We start from the raw sequence: 17,231 nt of genomic DNA on the forward strand, positions 1-17,231 counted from the left end.
CCTATTCATCTGCCATCCATGAGCGCAACAATTTCGCGAAATCTTCCGGGCGTTCTTTAGCCAGTTTCTCAATTGTCTTACGCTTCGGATTTGATTTTGAGCCCAGTTCCGACAAATCGATCTCTTCGATTTCGTTGATTCCGCCGCCGTCAAGGACTGGCTGTTCAAACATATCGAAGTCCAGATCTACATCGTCATATTCATCGACTTTTCTTCTGCGTTTCACTAATACAACGATCAATACGATGATCAATAACGCCATCGCTCCGGCAACTCCTAAAAGAATGCCATCCGGGATTTTGCTCCACCATGAAGTCACTACCGGTTTTTCTTCAACAAGTTGCGGTTTCCCTTGGAATTCCGTTGCAAAAACCGATATCCGGTCGTCCAAGTCTTCTTCCGTCACTTCTGTACCGTTCATGCTTAATGCTGTCGCTACTGTGTTTTTCAATAAGTTGCTAATGTCGTCGATATTTTCCTGCGTCAAACTCGCAACGTTCTGCGGATTCGGAGGTTCAACTCCTACGTTTACCGTCAAATCATCAATGATATAAGGGCTTGCTTCAATCTGCCGGTTGATGCGATTGACTTCCCGGTTGATCCGCTCTTCTGTTTTTTCAGATTCGCTCGTTCCGCCTTCTCCAGCTGCCGGGTAGTTCGCAATTTCCGTATCACCGGTTCCGGTTGTTTCTTCTACAACTGCGCCTTCGCTCGAATACGACTCAACAATTCGCTCAACGCTCAAATCTATGCCTTCACCGGTTTCTGTATTGACCGGCTCCACCAAGTTTTCTTCGCGCTTTTCTTTTGTAAAGTCGACACTCGCCATAACCGATACGACCACTTTATCTTGGCCGAGCGTCATGCCGAGCATTTGCTGCAATTCGCGCTGGATGTCTTTTTCGATATCCTGCTTGATTTCTCTTTGCTGCTGATAGACAGACAACGTCGTGTCCATCTGGCCTTCTTCTATCATTTCAAAAGCTTGTCCGTTCTGGTCCATGATGACAATTTCTTCTGCGGGCAAGCTCGGTACACTCTTGCTGATCAAGTGGTATAAGCCATTTACTTGTTTTTGGTCCAATTGAAAACCAGGATCTCCTTGAACAACAACAGAAGCTGTTGCAACTTGCTCTTCTTCAGTGATCCAAATATTTTCTTTTGGAAGTGTGATCATGACGTTCGCTTCATTCACACCGTCGATTTGTTTAATCAAACCTGCAAGTTCATTTTGCATCGCGTCGCGTTCGACGACATCAAAATGGCGGTCGGTCATTCCCAAGCCCATATTTTCACTGAAAATACTGTAGTTTACGTTGCCGCTCTCTGGAATGCCATCCGCCGCTAGGCTTACTTTTAAATTTGATACTTGTTCTGCCGGGACGCTGACCGTTTTACTGTCTGCTGAAATTTCAACAGGAATTCCTTGCCCTTCAATGGCAGCTTTGATTTCGCCCGCCTCTGATGCGGACAGGTCAGAATAAAGAACCGCGTATTCGGTCTTGGAATTCATGAACACAAAAACAGAAATCAGCACAATTGTTGCAAAAAACGATCCTGCCACCGTCCATTTGATCGTCGGCGATAAATTGCCCCAGGATTCTTGAGCCTTGTTTTTATAACCGGTTAATTTTTCTTTCATGAATCATACATCCCTCTTCTTTGCATTAAGAATCATAATTGCATTCTCATCACTTCTTGGTAGGCTTCCACTACTTTGTTGCGGACTTGTACCGTAAGCTGCAAAGAAAGACTGGCTTTCTGAGCCGCGACCATTACTTGTGAAACATCTTCCACTTCACCCGTCACGAGCTGATTCGTTAATTTATCTGAAGTATTTTGGAGCTTATTGACTTCTTCTAATTGGTTTTTAAAAATTTCGCTAAATCCTTCTGTCTTGTTTTCAGTTTGGGGTTTTGCGATTGATTGGTTTTGGATAAAAGGGGTTTGGATCTGACTTATTTTTTCCATCATGGCCTCCGTTACGATGTGATTATATAAGTTGAACTGAATAGCTGTAACTGATATTCCACAAAACAGCTACGCTTTCCGCGGGCTCGCGCTAAGCTAACTCGGGCTATACGCCCGAGTGGATCTCAGCACTTCGCTAGTCCCGCAGGAGTCTCCGCTGTTTTGCTCCATATCAAGGTATCTTTTAGCGCCGGCGCGTCCCCGGGCTGAGCGGAGCAATAAGACGAGCGTCCTTCTCGGCTTATTGCGGGAGCTTTGCCCAGAGCGGCCGAAGCGGTGTGTAAAAGCTAATTCTTCAATTCAACTTATATTAGTTATTATTTTCCGATTTCCAATGCTTTCATGAACATGCTTTTCGAAGCGTTCATTGCAGTGACATTCGCTTCATATGAACGAGTTGCAGACATAAGGTCGACCATTTCTTTGATCGGGTCTACATTCGGTGATTGGACATAACCATTTTCATCCGCATCAGCATTGGTCGGATCGTAAGTCTGGACGAAAGGGGTTTGGTCTTCTTCAATTTTGGAAACGGCGACGCCGGAGACTTGGGAGTTCCCTTTGCTCATGGCCGATTGAAGTTGTTGTTGAAAAGGTGAGATGCCGCTTTGGGACAATTGAACTGATTTACGGCGGTAAGGAACCCATTCCCCGTTCACCAATTCAGCTCTCGTCGTATTTGCGTTTGCAATATTAGAGGATACGACGTCCATGCGCAAGCGGTTTGCCGTTAAACCTGAAGCACTAATATTCAATCCATTAAACAAGCTCATTTTACTTACCTACCTCCGTTAATAACAGTGCTTAAAGTGCTAAATTTCCCACCAATTCGCTCTGTCAGTGCATTATAGTGTAGTTGATTTTTCGCTAATTCCGCCATTTCATAGTCCATATCTACGTTATTGCCGTTTGGATTAAATGCTGTGGAATTATTTTCCTTTATGCCAGGAACAGCATTTGAAGCACCGCCACTGAATTCGACGTGTTTCGCATCGGTTTTATAGCTGACCATTTTCTGGTTAGCTGCCGCATTATTCAGGATTGCTTGAAAGTCCACTTGCTTGCTTTTGTAATTCGGGGTATCGACATTAGCGATATTCGCTGCATGGACTTTTTGCTTTAAAGCCGATGCAGACAAGGCTTGTTCCAGTGTTTGAAACGATTGAGGAAAGATATTCATCGTTTGACTCCTTTTTTCATCATAATTTTTCATATAAAAATCCACCTCTAAGAAAAGGTGGATTTATAAAAAACCTACCATCTTTCGGCAACCCGGCTACCTTGTATATAAAATATTTAGGCCCGTGGCTTTGCGTCCTTTTCTTTCGAGAAAGTTTGCCATTGTCGACATGATACGACTATTTTACTTATTTGCCTCGATAATTAGTACCATTTTCAAAAAATTGTACCAAATTATAGTATCATGTTTTTTTATTTTTGTATATTTTTCTCTCAAAAAATTTTTTGTACTATTTTTTCCATATTCGTGTATATTTTTGCCCCAGTCATATGGTATGCTAACGCGGTAATATTCTATCATTTTCGTACGAAAGGAAGAATCGCTTATGTTCCGTGGTTTATACACAGCCACTTCTGGAATGCTTGCCCATAATCGGCAGCAGCAAATCCTAACAAATAATTTAGCGAATGCCGCTACACCCGGCTTTAAAGAAGATCAGACCGTGCTGCGTGCATTTCCTGAGCAATTGATCAAAGCTATGGAAGCTGGAAAAGTTTCAGCGAACGGCCAAAAAGGTCCATCCTCCCAAACGACAATTGGACAGTTGAATACAGGTGTTTATGCTCAAGAAGGAATCCCTTCTTTTGCCCAAGGCGCTTTAAAAGATACAGGCAACAACACGGACTTTTCACTTATGGATGAATTGCTTCCCTTGAATCCTGAAACTCAGCAAAGAGGATCGCTCGTTTTTGCGGTTCAAGGCGAAAACGGACAAGTCCGCTATACGAAAAACGGCCAGTTTTCCGTTGGTACAGATGGATTCTTGAAAACGGCAGACGGCAATAACGTCCTTGGCCAAAACATGCAGCCGATTCCCGTTAACTCGACAGACTTCACCGTAGCAGATAATGGCCAAATTACTCTGGCAAACGGAGACGCGACAAATAGCCTATGGATTGGCTATACCGAAAATCCGCAGCAATTTGTTAAAGAAGGTCATGGTTTGCTCCGTTGGGAAGGCGCTCCGGATGCTGCGCCGCAAAACGCGGAAACCGTCGCTTTATTGAATAATTCCGGTTCGTTCGTCAAGCAAGGGTTCATTGAACAGTCAAATGTAGACCTTACCCAGACGATGACGGATATGATGGCTACGTACCGCGGCTTTGAAACAAATCAAAAAGTGCTGCAAGCGTATGACCGCAGCATGGAAAAAGCAGTCAATGAAATTGGCCGCGTTTAATCTGGAGGTCTTTAAGATATGAACATTCAAATGAATTCCGCTGCCACTTCGATGCGTGAACTGCAGAAAAAAGTCGACGTGATCGCGAACAATATTTCCAACGTCAACACGAACGGCTATAAACGCCAAGAAGCCAATTTCTCAGATACACTGGTTCAGTCAATCACGCGGCAAGCCGGCGCCAACAACGAAACCGGTCGCGTAACGCCGAATGGCTTACGCGTCGGGTCCGGTGTCCGGGTGACGCAGACAAGCCTCCGCAACGAGCAAGGTTCAATCCAGCAAACGGATCGGCCGCTCGATTTCAGCATCCAGGGAGATTCCGCCTTTTTTCGGGTGGCTTCTGAAGGAAAAACTTTCTATACAAAAGATGGCTCTTTCCAAGTCCAGCCCGTCCTGAATTCCAACCAAGTCAATCTCGTGACTTCGAACGGCGATGCGGTACTCGACAGCAACAACAATCCGATTTCTTTCGATAACGATTTTGCTTCGATTAAAGCGGACCAAAACGGCACGCTGCAAGTGACGTATAAAGACGCCGGCAAGCAGCCGACACAAATCCAGTTAAGCATCGCGGACATCAACCGTCCCAATCTGCTCGAGAAAATTGGCGGCAACCGTTACCAGCTTCCTGGCACAGAAGCGGAACAGGTGGCGAATGGCACTTTGCAGGTAGTAGACCTCAGCCAGCAGAACAATAAAAACTTCCGCATCAACCAAGGCTCTCTTGAAACGTCGAACGTTGATTTGACCGAAGAAATGACCGAACTGATTGCCACACAGCGCTTGATCCAGTCGCAAGGGAAAGCCATTTCCTTCGCTGACGACATGATGGGGCTCGTGAATACAATTCGCGGATAAGATTTTGAAGCAACTGTGAAAGCAGCTGCTTCTTTTTTTTGCCTGAATTCGGGAGTGAATTGATTTCGCGGGTGACTGAGTTGATTTCGAGTGGGGTTGGGTTGATTTTAGCTCGTGTAGAGTTGATTTCGGACCATAAGCGATTGATTTCGACTAAAATACAACTTGAGATGCAATAAAAAACTTAACAAAAAAATTACAAAACAAAAAAGCTGGATCCGTTCGATTAAGAACGGCTCCAGCTTTTATTTATATTATCTCAAGAAATCCATCAATGTAGGCTGTATGATTTTAGCGGAAGAAGCAAGGCTTGCTTGGTAGACGCTTTCTTCACTCTTCAAGCGAATCATCGCTTCTGCGTAATCCACATCTTCAATGCTCGATAGCATTTTCTGGAGCTGCAAATTGTTGTCGAGCAAGCGGTTTTCAAACGCTTCTACTCGGTTTGCGCGCGCTCCGACTTCGGATTGGACGCTTAATAACCCATTGAATGTAGCATCGATTTCGTCCAGCTTCACTTCTTCGCCTTTGCTGATGCTGTCTGCCCAATCCTTCACTGATTGGATTAGCTGATCACCAGTTCCAAACAAAGCTTCTTTTGAAGTAGTCGCTTTGATCGTGATGCCGTTGCTGATAGTGAATTCTCTCTCCCCACCCTTAGCTGCAGCGAATAAATCCTGGCCATTCACTTTCGCTTTTGAAAACTCTTCAAGCTGGTTCGCCAGCTCTTTGATTTCCGCTGCGATTGTCGCCCGGTCTTCCGGTGCTAATGTTCCGTTGTTGCCATTGACCGCCAGTTCACGGACACGCTGCATCACGTCCGTCATTTTGCCGATTGTCTGATCGGTTTCATCAAGCAGCAGATTGGCTGTGTCGATATTTTTTTCATATTGGCCATTAGCCGCAAGCGAGCTTTTCAAGCTCATCGCTTGGCTGACCCCATTCGGGTTATCTGAGGGGCGCTCAAGCATCTTGCCGGATGCCACTTGGCTATTGGTTTTTTCGAAGCGGCTCAAATTCTGTCCCATGTTGCGGACCGAATTTTGATGCAGCATTTGTTGAGTGACTCTCATCGCAATCTACCTCCGTTGCTTAAAACATTAATTCGCCATGCGGTTAATGATAGTATCGAGCATTTCGTCCGTCGTTGTAATGAATCGGGCAGCCGCACTGTATGCGTGCTGGAACATGATCAAGTTCGCCATTTCCTCGTCGATGGAAACTCCAACCACTGATTGGCGGCGGTTGTCTGTTGCGAGCAATGCCGATTCATGGTTTGCTACGGTATTCATCGCTGTTTGGCTTTGTGCACCGAGCTTGCTGACAAGTGCGCGGAAGTCGCCTTGAGCCGCTTCAAGATCCGTTTCATTTAAAGTGGTTGCATCAATCGTCGTACCCACCGTTAAGTTCGTGATGAAATCAGCATCGGCAATTCCTTTTGATGCGAATAAATTCCCATTCGCTGCAGCGAATTTTTCAACTGTTGAATTTAACTCTGTTTGATATCCGTCTGCGATTTCAAGTGACTTCTGAATCCCAGCCAATTTCCCGCCAGGAACATCTGCGCCCGCTTTCAGCATCAATCCGCCGTCCGCATCTGTATCAAAGACATCCGGCAATGTGACTTCCGCTGTCCCGTCTTTCTTATCTGTAACCGTCACCGGCACAATCTCCGAAAGCTTGCCAATCAATACATCCCGCTTGTCCTGTAAGTCATTCGACAAGTTGCCGCTTTTCTTAATGCTCGCGTTCAACTGATCGATTTGCTTCATTAAGCTGCCGGCTTCTTCTAGCGCCGCCGTTTGCTGCGATTCAAGATCCGCCGTAATATTACCCATTGATTTATTCATCGCTTGAGCTGTTTCCACAAACGCTTCTGCACGTTCTTTCAACACAGCTTGAGCCGATGCGTCGCTCGGATTGTTCTGCACATCCTGCCACGCTGCACTCAACCCGTCCATCGCGGCGTTCAATCCGGTCGTGCTCGGTTCATTGATCGCCACTTCAAGGCGGCCGAGTGTTTCCTGCCGTACTTTCCATTCGCCGAGTGTCGACGATTGGTCGCGGTGCTGCGCATCCAGAAAGCGGTCTCTTACACGGATGATCGAGTCAACTTGAGCTCCGGTTCCAAGCTGGCTGGTTTGGCCATTTGTCCAGATATCCAAAGACGGCGTCGAGCTGGAGTTCACTTTTTGGCGTGAATAGCCTTCTGTGTTAGCGTTGGCGATATTGTGGCCCGTTGTGGTGATATTCGTTTGGGCGACGTTTAAGCCGCGCTTCCCTAGCTCTAATCCATGAAATGTTGAAACCATGTAATTCCCTGCTTTCTGGCACGTTTACGCTTTTGTATCGAAAAAGCCGCGGTTGCCGGTTTGTGATTTTGGTTGGCCCATTGGCGATTGGTAGTTGAAGTTTTGCTGTTTTGTTTTCGTGACTTGATCGATCATGTGCTGCACAAAGCTCATCGAATCGATCAGGAGCCGCTCGTTGATTTTATTCTTCGCTTGCAGTTCGACCAGCAATTCCTGCAGTGTTTCGATCTGCGTCTGCAATCTCTTTTTCATGATTTCGTCCGGAAGCTGTGCCACGAACTCACTGAACGTCAGGTCCGGATGTTCTTGCCGAAGTTGTGCCGCCAGTTGTTCCCGCCCGTTTTCAGCCAGGTTCAGCTGTTTGACAAGCTTCGCTTCCTCTTTTACCAATCCATTCAGCTCATCGACTTTGCGCTCGATCAAAACAATCCGTTTCTGTTCCGCAAAGTCCAGGAGCTGCTTCTGGATGCCGATTAATTCTTCTAGCGTCGCGGCTAATGATGTAAGCATTCGACACCCTCCTCTTTAAAGCAGCGTTCTACTTGTCATACCAGAAATCAAAGACGCTTTCAGCCACTTTCGAACTGTTGACTTCGTATTCGCCTGATTGAATCTGGAGTTTCAAAGCATTGATTTTTTCTTGTCTGTCCATGTCTACCCCTGTGTTCTTCTCAAACATCTCTTTTGCCCGGTTTGAGATCTGCACTTCGTCTTCCTTCTGGATCGGCTTTGACCGTTCCACCGGCGAGACCTGCATCTGTTTTTGATAAGATTGAATAAAGGAAGAACCATTTGTTTTATCGATATTCATTCCTTCACCGCCCTGTTCGTTTATTTGTCCTGCTTGACCTGCCAGTACTTTCCTGCCCGCTCCTGCGGCTTTCTGCCGATCTCGTCCACGAGTTTGTCGCGCTTCAAGGTCCGGTTGATTTCCGAAGAGAACTCCTGGTAACAGGAGTTGCATAGCACTTGCCTTTTAATCACTGTACCACAATGCGCACACGGGTAACCCAAGTTTGGGAAATCCTCCCCGTAAATGCGCCCGTCGCGAATAAAATCGGCAATGCGCTTTTCAGAGACATCTGTCGCTTCGCTCAGCTCTTCAAGTGTCGCCTCGAGGTTCGCTTCGTCTTTTATGAAGGCATCGACTTTCTTGAAATCCGCCTCGATTTCCTTGTAGCAATCCAAGCAAAAATCGGTGTAGGATTTCAAATAAAGCCGGCCGCATAGTACACAATTTTCCAATTGGTTTGAGTGCACATCCATCACCTGGTGCTTTCTATTATTTATATCGGCATCCCCGCCAAAATGTTTAGTCCAAATTTAATTTTATTGCAATTTAAATTCAGTCACAAGCACGCGCTCCACTTTGCCTTCGGTGATGGTTTCGCTCAACTTCGTTTTCAGCTCCGTCTCAAGCATCGCGATGCCTTCTTTGCCGACCAATTCTTCTTTCGTGAATCCGGCTACGGTTGAAATGATCGCTGCCCGCACTTCAGCTGTGCGCTTTTCCGTCGCTTCTTTCGCTTTCTTGCTGTTCAGCTGGATATTGAACTGGACTACGGCATAATTTTCGCCAGTCGCAAGGTTTGTTGTAATGATATCCGTGTCGATGCTCATTTCCACCAACTCTTCAGCCGACAGCTTTTTTTCCGTCTCCGCTTCAGCAGTTGTGCTCTTCAAATAATACATCGCACCTCCGCCAAGGACCACGACCGCGATCAATAAAATAACCAACACTTTCATTTTCCCCATGGTGCACCTCTATCTCGTTAAATTTCTTCGCCGTACGGGGAAATCAACACTTCCACGCGGCGGTTTTCTGCACGGCCTTCCGCTGTATCGTTTGATGTGATCGGACGGTACTCGCCGTAGCCGGTCGCACTGAATGTCCGCGGATCGAGCTTATCGTTTTCAAGAAGGATCTTCATGAAATTGATGGCGCGTTCCGAACTGAGTTCCCAGTTGGACGGATAATCATCGGTCTGGACCGGCACATTGTCGGTATGGCCTTCAATATAGATATTCCGCGGCAAATCGGTAATCAAAAGTTCGGCGATTTCAGCCGCCATTTTCTCAGCATTTTCTGTAATCTCCGCGCTTCCGGAAGGATATAAGACGCCTTCTTTAATCGTCAAAAGCAAGCCTTTTCCGGTAAGTTCTGTTTCCAGTCTGGTCGACAGCCCTTTTTCTTTGATGTACGCTTCAATCTTTTCACGTACTTCTCCGAGCTCTTTAAAATCCTGTTCCAAAGCGATTTCTTCAGCCGTTTTCGGCCCCTCGTCGTCTCCCGGTTCGTCTTCCCCGAGATCCGCTAATTTCGAAGTCGTGTCCGGCGTCTCGACCGGCGCCTGGTTTTCCAGGATGCCCGTGCCGCCTTGCAATTCTTTATTGAACGACTGCGAGATTTCCTGGAACTTCTGCGAGTTCACTTCACTCGCGGCGAATAAAACAATGAACAGCGCGAGAAGCAGCGTCAAAATATCGGCGTAAGGGATCAACCACGACTCATCGACATGATCTTCATGCTTTTTCTTACGCTTCAACCTGACCACCCACTTTTTCCGGTTCTTTCAAGACGCGGTCTTTCGCCGGCAAGTACGTCAATAATTTCTCTTCCACGGTGCGGACCGGCAAGCCTTCCTGTACGGCAAGCAAGCCTTCCAGCATGATCATTTTCATCTTCGCTTCCTGTTCGGATTTGCGCTTCAGCTTATTCGCAAATGGATGCCAAAGCACGTAACCCGTGAAAATCCCGAATAGCGTCGCAATAAATGCCGCTGAAATCGATTTCCCAAGAAGTGCGATATCGTCCAAGTGGCCAAGCGCCGAAACGAGTCCGATAACCGCTCCCAAAACTCCGAGCGTCGGTGCATACGTCCCCGCTTGCGAGAAAATCTTCGCGCCTACTTCATGGCGTTCTTCCATTGCCGCAATTTCTTCTTCCATCAAGCTGCGGATGTATTCTTGCGGCTGGCCGTCAACGACCATTTTCAAGCCGCGCTGCAAAAATGGATCTTCCACTTCTTCTGCGCGCTCTTCCAAAGCTAGTAAGCCTTCTTTTCGTGCCAATAATGCCCATTCCGTGAACGTCGGAATCATTTCCTTGATTGGAATGATTTTCGGACCGCCGAACAGCACTTTGAACAGGCCCGGAACGTTTTTCAATTCATCCATCGGGAACGCAACCATCACTGCGGCAATCGTTCCGCCGAAGATGATAACCAGCGCCGCCGGATTATATAAAGCGACCGGATCTGATCCCTTAAGGATCATCCCGCCGACCAATACGACAAAACCAAGTATTACGCCTATCCATGATGTCTTATCCACACCAAAAACCTCATTTCACTCGTTAAAAAGTATGTTTTCTACCCCTGCTGTGCCTGCTTTTGAGTTTTTCTATTTCTGTCAGAACTAGCTAGTTATACTAGATGATATTCCGCAAAACAGCTCCGCTTTTCAAAACCTGTGCTCCTGCATCGCTGCGCTAGCTTCGTCGCAAAGACTTGCCCTCGCAGGCTTCGGTCAACTCTTGGCTTGCGCCGAACTAACTTGGGCTAACGCCCAAGTTAGTTCGGCACTTCGCTATCCCACGGGAGTCTCCGCTGTTTTGCTCCATACCAAGGAATTTCTTAGCGCCGGCGCGTCCAAGGGCTAGACGAAGCAATAAGACGAGTGTTCTTCTCGGCTTATTGCGGGAGTCATGCCCAAAGCGACCGGCGCGGTTATAAAGGATTATTTTTATTCAATTTACTTAAATCAGCTGTTCTTCACAAGCCCCATAACCTGTTTCCATGTGTCGCGAAGCTCTATCATCAAGCCTTCAACTTCTTCCAAGATCGTCACGTCGTTTTTCGTATTCGCTTCGATCAAGCGCGTGTACATGTATTCATATAATTGTTCCATATTCTTTGAGATCTCAGCGTCCGGATCCAAAGTAACGCGCAATTCCTGCGTGATGTTCTGCGCTTTAATGATATTGGTGTTCTTTTCTTGGAAATTGTTATCCGCCATCGCCTTTTTTGCGAGCTTCATAAATTTCAAACTGCCGTTATAAAGCATTAGCGTCAATTCCTGCGGAGATGCCGTCATCACCGAGTTTTGCTGATACGCCTGATAAGGATTAATCGTTGCCATCGTAGTTCCCCCTCTTACTTCCGTATATCTAAAAACGTCCCGTCCACTGGTGTGCTTTGGTAAGCGCCGCGGTATTTCTTGGACATTTGTTTCGTTTGGTTGATGCGATTCATCTGGTTCGTGAATGCTTGGTGCAGGCTGTTCATGAGCGGATTCAATTCGAGCTCCGCTGTCTGTAAGCTCTTCACCATTTCTTTGCCTTCAGCAGACCAGTTGAACTCCGCTCCGTTTTTCGAAGCTTCCATGCGGTCAATCACTCCTTGCCGCCTATCGAATAAAATCTGGATTTCCACCAAGTCTTCCGTCTGGTTATCGTCCATTTTGGAACCAATTGTTTTTGCTTTTGCAAGGATCGCTTCCGTCAATTCCAGAAGCTCCTGCAAATTTTCATGCTGTTTGTCCATTTACATCATTCCTAAGCTTTGTGAAATCCATGAACTTTGCGAGTTCATCTGGCTGATGGCTTTTTCCATCGCCGTGAACTGCTTCCAGTAGCGGTCTTCGATTTTTTCGAGACGTGTCTGCCAGCGGCTGATCTCTTCGTCCATCTGTTTGATGTATTTCGTAATTTGGCTATTATCGACCAGGCTTGTTGGACTGCCCGCTTTATCGCTTAGTTTTTTCACGACATTATTCAAAGCATCATAAACACGTCCGCCGACACCGACGTTTTTATCATCAACCCGATTCGTAAAGAGCGCCATTACTTGATCCGGCTTGTCCGTCAACGCTTTTTTCAATTTATCTTCATCAATGAAAAGCTTTCCGCCTTCCGACCATGTTCCGGTATTGATGCCGATTTGCGACAGCATATTGATGCTGCCTGCAGGCATGCCCGCAACCGGACTTGTAAACGACTGGCGCAATTCCTGGATGGCGCTTCTTAAAATCGGATCGTTTCGAAGCAAGCCGCTGCGCGCCTTTTCTTCCCATAATTCGATCTCGTTGTCTGTCATTTCTTTCTTTTGTTCTGCAGAAAGCGGCTGGAAATCCGGATAGCGTTTTTCGACTAATTGTTTTTCAATGTCCGCAATCGTTTCATTGTATTTATCAATAAAGCCTTTGATTTTATCGAAAGTTTTTGTTGGATCTGCTTGGACGGTGATAGTTGATTCCCCGACCTGAACTAGATTTAAAGTTAAACCGTTAATTGTCGTTTTATTGGACGTCAGGTTATCAACTGTGATGCCGTCAAACTTTACCGAGCCATTTGTTGCGGCTTTCATGAAACTATTTTCTGTTGCAGCGCTTGTTGAAAAGTTTGTAATAACGGCATCTCCATTTGCCGCATCTTTAGCATTAATGACTTGCCCTGCCAGTTCCGGCGTACTGAAGTTCATCGTGAAGTTCTGATCTCCACCCATGCCTTTTGTCGAGATGAAAAAGCTTGATGTCGTATTATCAAAACTCATCCGCAGCTCAGGAACTTTTGCAGCCGTCGCTTCTTGGACTTTTTTCGCTACTTGTTCGTACGTGTCAGTAGCCAAGATCGGTACAACAATGTCGGTTGCAGTTGCGCCCGACCCTTTAATGGTGATGCTTCCAGCTGTACCGATTGCATCAGTCGATTTTGCTGCAACAGCCGGATTAGCAAAACTTTTAATCGGTGCCGCTGAGTTGATTTTCGCACCCGCTGCCAAGCTATTCACTTTAACCGTATAAGAACCGCTAACCGACAGCGCAGTTGTTTCCGGCGTCACACTGCCTCCTGTAGCGGTCGAGCTGTATGAATTGAACGAACTTTGAAGACGCATATCACTTGCGAGTGTCCGCAAGTTTGATAGCGATAAGTTTACGTCACGGTAAGCGTCTTTCTGCCATTCCGTGAACGTCTTTTGCTGTGTCAATTTATCCTGCGGCAATTTTTGTGCCGCCATCATTTCTTTTACTAAGGAATCTGTGTCGATTCCTGATGCTAATCCACCAATACGCATGAGGCTCACTCCTTACAGTTTTTCGTCTACTAGCAATCCTGCGAATTCGGCCATAGAGGCATACATATCGAGGAATTTCTTATTCGGGATTTCTTTGATCACTTCGTCGGTGATCGTATCGATGACTTGGACGTAATATTCGCCCAGTTCGTCATGGAATTGGAATTTAACCGATGTATTCGTCGGCTCAAGGAAATCGTTCATGCCTTCCACTTTTTCAATGAGCTTTTCTTTTGTAACGTTCGCCGTTTTTTCGGCTTCGAGTTCCACTGTTTTTTCTTTCGGCTGAACAGCAGGTACAATTGCTGCTTCAACTGTCTTGACTGGAATATAAACTACAGGCGGCTGCTTCACTTCCATGGTTAACTCTCCCTTACCGTTCAATTAGCGGGTCGGTTGAATCCCGAAAGCGAGCTCGAACCGTCACCTATCTATAGTAGTTATCGGCAAACGAAATCATTTTTTAACGGATTTCCGCAAAAAAATAAAACCGATTCACGGAGGAACCGGCCTTTCTTTAAGCTAGGTTATTGAATTGCTTGCTGACGCCTTGCGTCCAGTGGTTGTTGAGTCCAGTCGGATCGTTCGTTGCACCAACTGGAGCGTATTTCGCGCCAATTGCTGCGATGGTGTCTTTTCCTTGATTCAAATAATTCTTCCGCAAGTTCCGTGCCATGTCGAAAATGCTATCTTCGATCGAGTCGTAGCTGCGGAGGCCGTTCTTGCCCATCATGCCGGCAACATTGTTCTTCTGGTTGACGGCGTTTGACGAGCCGTTGCCGGTTTCATGAATGGCGATTGCTGAAAGAAGGTTAGGATTGATGTCGTATTTTTTCCCGGCATTGATGAAATGGTTCGCCGCGCCGCTGAGTTTTCCGTCGAGCGTATTCTCAAGCTTAATAAACTGCACTGGCTTAAAGCCGAAGTCACTCGTATCTTGCGGACTTGTCGGAACGGCTCTCGTATCGATTGGCGAAGCCGTATTCTTAGCAGTCGATGCTGTTTCCGATTCGAGTGGTTTGATCGTCACTTGAATCGGTGTAAACGAACCGTTTGTCTGTGGAAGTAATTGAGTTGGCATTTGCATCGTCTGTTCAGAAGCCGGCTGCATATTCTGCATCGCTGCATTCAGGATCATCATGAACAGCGAATTATCGTTCGGCATGCCGCCCATCGGCGATGCCGCATTTGTCTGATTTATCGAAGGCGCTGCTTGCGCCATAGAAGCCATAGTCATGTAATAAAACCAATTTGAAGAAACTGGACCGGTCATTTCGAGGGTTCCCACCTTTTTGCTTAAATGAATGCACGTTTATTGTATAGGATATTGGAGGAAAAAAGAATAGGATAATTGTGGCAATAATAAAAAATTGTTAGGAGAAATTAAACTTGTCCAGATTTTACTTAGTGAAAGATACCCTCTTATACTAGAAAAAACGGAGTGTTTTAGGAGGCGGCGGAAATGCACGATTTACTTTGCGGAAAGTTACTAGGTGACGGATGCTTGACAAAACAAGGAACAAGAAAACCGAGATTCCAATTTACTCATTGTAAAAACGATAAAGGTTGGAGTGAAAATTGTTATGAACAACTTTCAGAATCCCTTCCATTAAACCTTCCCAAATACAGAAAAATTGTAGATACAAGAATGACAGCCGGATTCACAGAAAGTTATATTGTCCAATCCCGTACTTCAGATGAATTTAGTAAGCTATACGAAATTTGGTACCCTCATGGAAAGAAAGAATTACCTTTCTCTTATATTGAGAAACATTTCAACGAAAAAACATTTGCTTGGTGGTATCAAGATGACGGCCATTTAAAACAAGAGAATGGCATTGTGAAAAAAGTTATCTTTTCAACTGATAGCTTCACACCTTTAGAGAATCAATTCCTCATTGACTTTCTTCAAAAGAAATATCATCTTAGCTTCTCAATCGATGCTCAAAACCGGCTTATCTTGTATGACCAATTTCAAATCCTCTATTTCTTAAAGTTAGTCGGTCCTTATATACACGAATCTATGAACAGAAAAAGGCAAAGTTTAAATGGATCTAAAGTAATTGCAGAACGCTCCACTATTTACTTGCCTACCGAATTTATTGTTAAAAACCCTACTGTTGAAATAAACAATCATTATAAAAAATTGCCCTTTTTAATGGCGCTTTCTGAAAATCATACCGAATTTTTCAAAGAGAATATTTCGGCACAAAATAAAACAATTGCTACTAGACCGTATCAGATAAAAATTAAAGAAGATTATAAAGATCTTCTAGTAAGATTAAAGTGTAAGACCGGATTAACTATTAGCCAAATAACCGCATATTGCTTCCGTTTATAAATTCAAAAGATATTATACTCCCTCCTAATGAAAATTAATGTTCCGCTGAGCTTCAAGAAAGTTGTATTCAATTTGTAAATCTTTATTTGGCCGTTCAACTTTTCTACTTCTTCTATATGAAAGATCATTTCCAGAAGCATATTCTGCTATCATTTTCATTACTTGCAGCTTTTCATCCATATCATCTAAAATCTTGATTTGCTCTTTTGTCCATTGAAGTTGCTACTCCAGAACTTCTTTTTGTTCTTTCATTATCCCATTCTCCTTTTCACAAAATTAAAATGAGCAGTCACAGATATTTTGTAGCTGCTCATTTCATTAAAAACTTATCCTTTCAAATCCACCGACCCGCCAAGGTGCGGCTGAACAGATTGCTCCAGCATCTTTACAACACTGTCACCATTCACTTCTGCTTGATCTATCGACTTCTTCATAACTGATATACTCGCTTCCTGTCTTACATTCATCTGGCTCAATGCCATTGATAAAGCTGCGATATCCATTTGAAATCCTCCTTATAGAAAAAGGAGCCTATTTCTAGGCTCCCGGTTTTCATTAAGATTAACGTAGTAATTGAAGAACAGCTTGTGGCTGTTGGTTGGCTTGCTTTGCCGCTATGTCTTTCGATCATAGAATAGACTATATCTTCACCCTTAACACTTAAGGGGCTGGGCACTTCGAATGGCGTTTGCCACCCTACGGATTTCATCGTCATAGCATTCGCCTTAGACGGTCTATCCTAGTCGTTGAACCTTCTCCAGAATTTCTTCACAGGAGCTTGGCTGCTGATTATCCATTGGTCCATCCTCATCATTTTCAAACCGTGACGCCTGCCGTTTCCAGCTACGCTGTGGTTGATGAAGCTTTAGGAAGTTCCAGCAATTCACCCAGTCATAATCTAACCCGTTACCCGGTTAGACGCCCTTCGATCAATTATCTCAACAGTTGCAATACTGCTTGAGGCATTTGATTGGATTGAGCCAACATTGCTTGTGATGCTTGTGCAAGAATTGAATTTCTTGTTTGTTCCATCATTTCTTTCGCCATCGTGCGAACATTTACTTTCATAAATGACTAGACTATATCTTCACCCTCTAATTTAGTAGGGGCCGGGCACTTCGGATCTGTCAGTGCTGATGTACACTGTGTCACCTACGGATTTCATCACCATAGCTTGCGCATTAGATGGTCTATCCTAGTCGTTGAACCTTCTCCACTCTTTCGAGACAGGAGCTTGGCTGCTGATTGCCCA

Annotated in this window: 22 protein-coding genes and 1 riboswitch; of the genes, 3 read left to right on the top strand and 19 right to left on the bottom strand. The window is 45.2% G+C overall.

What is annotated here, in order from left to right:
- Nucleotide 1: 1 nt before the first annotated feature.
- The 4 genes from fliF to flgB form a co-directional block, all read right to left on the bottom strand.
- Nucleotides 2-1,642, bottom strand: coding sequence for a flagellar basal-body MS-ring/collar protein FliF (gene fliF / locus NFU07_RS11215; protein WP_251478095.1), 1,641 nt, complete (start codon nucleotides 1,640-1,642; stop codon nucleotides 2-4).
- A 32-nt stretch (nucleotides 1,643-1,674) separates the two neighbouring features.
- Nucleotides 1,675-1,971, bottom strand: coding sequence for a flagellar hook-basal body complex protein FliE (fliE, locus tag NFU07_RS11220; protein ID WP_235197869.1), 297 nt, complete (start codon nucleotides 1,969-1,971; stop codon nucleotides 1,675-1,677).
- A 317-nt stretch (nucleotides 1,972-2,288) separates the two neighbouring features.
- On the bottom strand, nucleotides 2,289-2,744 hold the full coding sequence (flgC, locus tag NFU07_RS11225; RefSeq protein ID WP_052653900.1) for a flagellar basal body rod protein FlgC: 456 nt from the start codon (nucleotides 2,742-2,744) through the stop codon (nucleotides 2,289-2,291).
- Nucleotides 2,745-2,749: 5 nt separating this feature from the next.
- Nucleotides 2,750-3,151 carry a flagellar basal body rod protein FlgB gene (gene flgB / locus NFU07_RS11230; RefSeq protein ID WP_251478270.1) on the bottom strand — a complete coding sequence of 134 codons (402 nt, stop codon included), beginning with the start codon at nucleotides 3,149-3,151 and terminating at the stop codon, nucleotides 2,750-2,752.
- An 83-nt stretch (nucleotides 3,152-3,234) separates the two neighbouring features.
- Nucleotides 3,235-3,321, bottom strand: a riboswitch (cyclic di-GMP riboswitch).
- A 215-nt stretch (nucleotides 3,322-3,536) separates the two neighbouring features.
- Here flgB and NFU07_RS11235 point away from each other — a divergent pair.
- Both NFU07_RS11235 and NFU07_RS11240 read left to right on the top strand, forming a co-directional pair.
- Nucleotides 3,537-4,391 (top strand): flagellar hook-basal body protein, encoded by an 855-nt coding sequence (locus NFU07_RS11235; protein WP_251478098.1) that lies wholly within the window; start codon nucleotides 3,537-3,539, stop codon nucleotides 4,389-4,391.
- A gap of 18 nt (nucleotides 4,392-4,409) precedes the next feature.
- The gene (locus NFU07_RS11240) at nucleotides 4,410-5,252 is read left to right on the top strand and encodes a flagellar hook-basal body protein (protein ID WP_251478101.1); all 843 of its coding nucleotides are present in this window, start codon (nucleotides 4,410-4,412) and stop codon (nucleotides 5,250-5,252) included.
- A gap of 254 nt (nucleotides 5,253-5,506) precedes the next feature.
- Here NFU07_RS11240 and flgL read toward each other — a convergent pair whose 3' ends face one another.
- The 13 genes from flgL to NFU07_RS11305 all read right to left on the bottom strand — a co-directional run bounded on the left by flgL (nucleotide 5,507) and on the right by NFU07_RS11305 (nucleotide 14,911).
- A complete protein-coding gene (gene flgL / locus NFU07_RS11245) occupies nucleotides 5,507-6,325 on the bottom strand; it encodes a flagellar hook-associated protein FlgL (protein WP_251478104.1) in 819 nt (272 codons plus the stop codon).
- Nucleotides 6,326-6,352: 27 nt separating this feature from the next.
- The gene (gene flgK / locus NFU07_RS11250) at nucleotides 6,353-7,564 is read right to left on the bottom strand and encodes a flagellar hook-associated protein FlgK (RefSeq protein WP_251478107.1); all 1,212 of its coding nucleotides are present in this window, start codon (nucleotides 7,562-7,564) and stop codon (nucleotides 6,353-6,355) included.
- Between the two features lie 24 nt (nucleotides 7,565-7,588).
- Complete coding sequence (locus tag NFU07_RS11255) at nucleotides 7,589-8,074, bottom strand: flagellar protein FlgN (RefSeq protein ID WP_251478111.1); 486 nt, start codon at nucleotides 8,072-8,074, stop codon at nucleotides 7,589-7,591.
- Nucleotides 8,075-8,102: 28 nt separating this feature from the next.
- Nucleotides 8,103-8,375, bottom strand: a complete 273-nt coding sequence (flgM, locus tag NFU07_RS11260) for a flagellar biosynthesis anti-sigma factor FlgM (protein ID WP_235197863.1) — start codon at nucleotides 8,373-8,375, stop codon at nucleotides 8,103-8,105.
- Between the two features lie 20 nt (nucleotides 8,376-8,395).
- On the bottom strand, nucleotides 8,396-8,830 hold the full coding sequence (locus NFU07_RS11265; RefSeq protein WP_251478115.1) for a flagellar protein: 435 nt from the start codon (nucleotides 8,828-8,830) through the stop codon (nucleotides 8,396-8,398).
- A gap of 63 nt (nucleotides 8,831-8,893) precedes the next feature.
- Nucleotides 8,894-9,319 (bottom strand): flagellar basal body-associated FliL family protein, encoded by a 426-nt coding sequence (locus NFU07_RS11270; RefSeq protein ID WP_251478118.1) that lies wholly within the window; start codon nucleotides 9,317-9,319, stop codon nucleotides 8,894-8,896.
- 17 nt (nucleotides 9,320-9,336) lie between these two features.
- Nucleotides 9,337-10,110, bottom strand: a complete 774-nt coding sequence (motB, locus tag NFU07_RS11275; RefSeq protein WP_251478121.1) for a flagellar motor protein MotB — start codon at nucleotides 10,108-10,110, stop codon at nucleotides 9,337-9,339.
- On the bottom strand, nucleotides 10,100-10,897 hold the full coding sequence (gene motA / locus NFU07_RS11280) for a flagellar motor stator protein MotA (RefSeq protein ID WP_235197859.1): 798 nt from the start codon (nucleotides 10,895-10,897) through the stop codon (nucleotides 10,100-10,102). Before motA ends, motB begins: the two co-directional genes overlap by 11 nt.
- Nucleotides 10,898-11,326: 429 nt before the next feature.
- Nucleotides 11,327-11,704: a flagellar export chaperone FliS gene (gene fliS, locus NFU07_RS11285; protein ID WP_251478124.1), complete on the bottom strand. Its 378-nt coding sequence runs from the start codon at nucleotides 11,702-11,704 to the stop codon at nucleotides 11,327-11,329.
- 14 nt (nucleotides 11,705-11,718) lie between these two features.
- Nucleotides 11,719-12,108 (bottom strand): flagellar protein FliT, encoded by a 390-nt coding sequence (gene fliT / locus NFU07_RS11290; RefSeq protein WP_251478127.1) that lies wholly within the window; start codon nucleotides 12,106-12,108, stop codon nucleotides 11,719-11,721.
- Complete coding sequence (gene fliD, locus NFU07_RS11295) at nucleotides 12,109-13,638, bottom strand: flagellar filament capping protein FliD (RefSeq protein WP_251478130.1); 1,530 nt, start codon at nucleotides 13,636-13,638, stop codon at nucleotides 12,109-12,111. It lies immediately after the preceding gene.
- Between the two features lie 12 nt (nucleotides 13,639-13,650).
- Nucleotides 13,651-13,998 carry a flagellar protein FlaG gene (gene flaG / locus NFU07_RS11300; RefSeq protein ID WP_251478133.1) on the bottom strand — a complete coding sequence of 116 codons (348 nt, stop codon included), beginning with the start codon at nucleotides 13,996-13,998 and terminating at the stop codon, nucleotides 13,651-13,653.
- A gap of 157 nt (nucleotides 13,999-14,155) precedes the next feature.
- Nucleotides 14,156-14,911, bottom strand: coding sequence for a glucosaminidase domain-containing protein (locus NFU07_RS11305; protein WP_251478135.1), 756 nt, complete (start codon nucleotides 14,909-14,911; stop codon nucleotides 14,156-14,158).
- A gap of 189 nt (nucleotides 14,912-15,100) precedes the next feature.
- Between NFU07_RS11305 and NFU07_RS11310 the strand changes: the two genes are divergently transcribed.
- Nucleotides 15,101-15,979 carry an endonuclease gene (locus NFU07_RS11310; RefSeq protein ID WP_251478137.1) on the top strand — a complete coding sequence of 293 codons (879 nt, stop codon included), beginning with the start codon at nucleotides 15,101-15,103 and terminating at the stop codon, nucleotides 15,977-15,979.
- Between the two features lie 326 nt (nucleotides 15,980-16,305).
- On the opposite strand, the gene NFU07_RS11315 is transcribed toward NFU07_RS11310, so the two are convergent.
- The gene (locus tag NFU07_RS11315; protein WP_251478139.1) at nucleotides 16,306-16,482 is read right to left on the bottom strand and encodes a YjfB family protein; all 177 of its coding nucleotides are present in this window, start codon (nucleotides 16,480-16,482) and stop codon (nucleotides 16,306-16,308) included.
- 430 nt (nucleotides 16,483-16,912) lie between these two features.
- Nucleotides 16,913-17,047 (bottom strand): flagellin, encoded by a 135-nt coding sequence (locus NFU07_RS11320; RefSeq protein WP_309296776.1) that lies wholly within the window; start codon nucleotides 17,045-17,047, stop codon nucleotides 16,913-16,915.
- Between the last annotated feature and the right edge of the window lie 184 nt (nucleotides 17,048-17,231).

Source organism: Planococcus sp. NCCP-2050 (assembly GCF_023708025.1).
In the GTDB taxonomy this organism is placed as follows: Bacteria; Bacillota; Bacilli; order Bacillales_A; family Planococcaceae; genus Planococcus.